Origin of the sequence: Streptomyces botrytidirepellens (assembly GCF_003721215.1) — a bacterium.
GTDB classification, from domain to species: domain Bacteria; phylum Actinomycetota; class Actinomycetes; order Streptomycetales; family Streptomycetaceae; genus Streptomyces; species Streptomyces himastatinicus.
Genome location: NZ_RIBZ01000434.1, coordinates 1 through 1,050, shown reverse-complemented (window position 1 = coordinate 1,050; position 1,050 = coordinate 1). Strand labels below are relative to the sequence as shown.

1 protein-coding gene is annotated in these 1,050 nt (G+C 77.0%); it reads right to left on the bottom strand.

Annotated elements, in window-relative coordinates:
- A partial coding sequence (locus EEJ42_RS31410; RefSeq protein WP_246097515.1) for a [protein-PII] uridylyltransferase family protein occupies window positions 1-1,050 on the bottom strand: 1,050 nt, incomplete at both ends.

The following is a 1,050-nucleotide window of genomic DNA, read 5'->3' as shown; positions in this document are numbered from 1 at the left end:
GGGGTCGCGCTCGGGGCGCGCGGCGCGGGCGAGCACCACCTCGCCGTCCTGTTCGACGACGCCCTCGGCGAGCGGGCTGCGCTCGGCCGGGGTCTGCGCGGAGCCGGAGCCGCCACGTCCGCGGCCGCCGAGCAGTCCGCGCAGCCGCGGCCTGCTCGCCGAGCGGGAGCGCAGCACCCGGTCGACCTCGCGCCAGGTGACATCGCTCGCGTACGAGATGGTCCGGGCCGACTCGTAGACCTGGCGCAGCAGGGCGTCGGCGTCCAGCATGTCGAGCGCGGCCGCGATCTGGTCCTGCTCCTGGAGGGAGAGCCGGTCGGTGGCCCGGCCGGAGGCCAGGTGGAGCGCGTCACGGGTGTCCAGCAGTCGGCGCCGGGCCTCGTCCAGGCCCTCGCGGGGCGCGTCGGCGAGCCAGGAGGCGGCGATGGCGCGCAGCGCGGTGGCGTCGCGCAGTCCGCCGCGGGCCTCCTTCAGGTCGGGTTCGAGCAGGAACTGGAGCTCGCCGTGGCGCTCGCCGCGTTCCTGGCACAGCTCGCGCAGTTCGGGCAGCCGCTTCGGGGCCTGGGCGCGCCAGTCGGCGAGGACGGTGGCGCGCAGGCCCGCGGTGAGGTCGGCGTCTCCCGCGAGGTGGCGGGCGTCCAGCAGGCCGAGCTGGACCTTCAGGTCCTCGGCGGCGGTCTTGCGGGCCTCGTCGGGGGTGCGTACGGAGTGGTCGAGGGCCAGCCCCATGTCCCAGACGGGGTACCAGATGTGGTCGGCGAGCGCGGCGAGGGCCGCGGTGTCGGCGGAGCCGTCGTGCAGCAGGACGACGTCGAGGTCGCTGCGCGGGGAGAGTTCGCCGCGGCCGTATCCGCCGACCGCCACCAGCGCCACGCCGCCGCCGATCCCGGAGGTCTCGGCACCGCCGCCGAGCAGCGCGGCCAGCCACTGGTCGGTGAGTCCGGCCAGCGCGCTACGGCGCGGCGGCCCGGACCGCGACTCCTCCTGGAGGAGTCGCAGCCGGGCCGCCGCGTAGCCGCCGGGGCCCGAGTCGGTGGTCTCTGTCGTTGC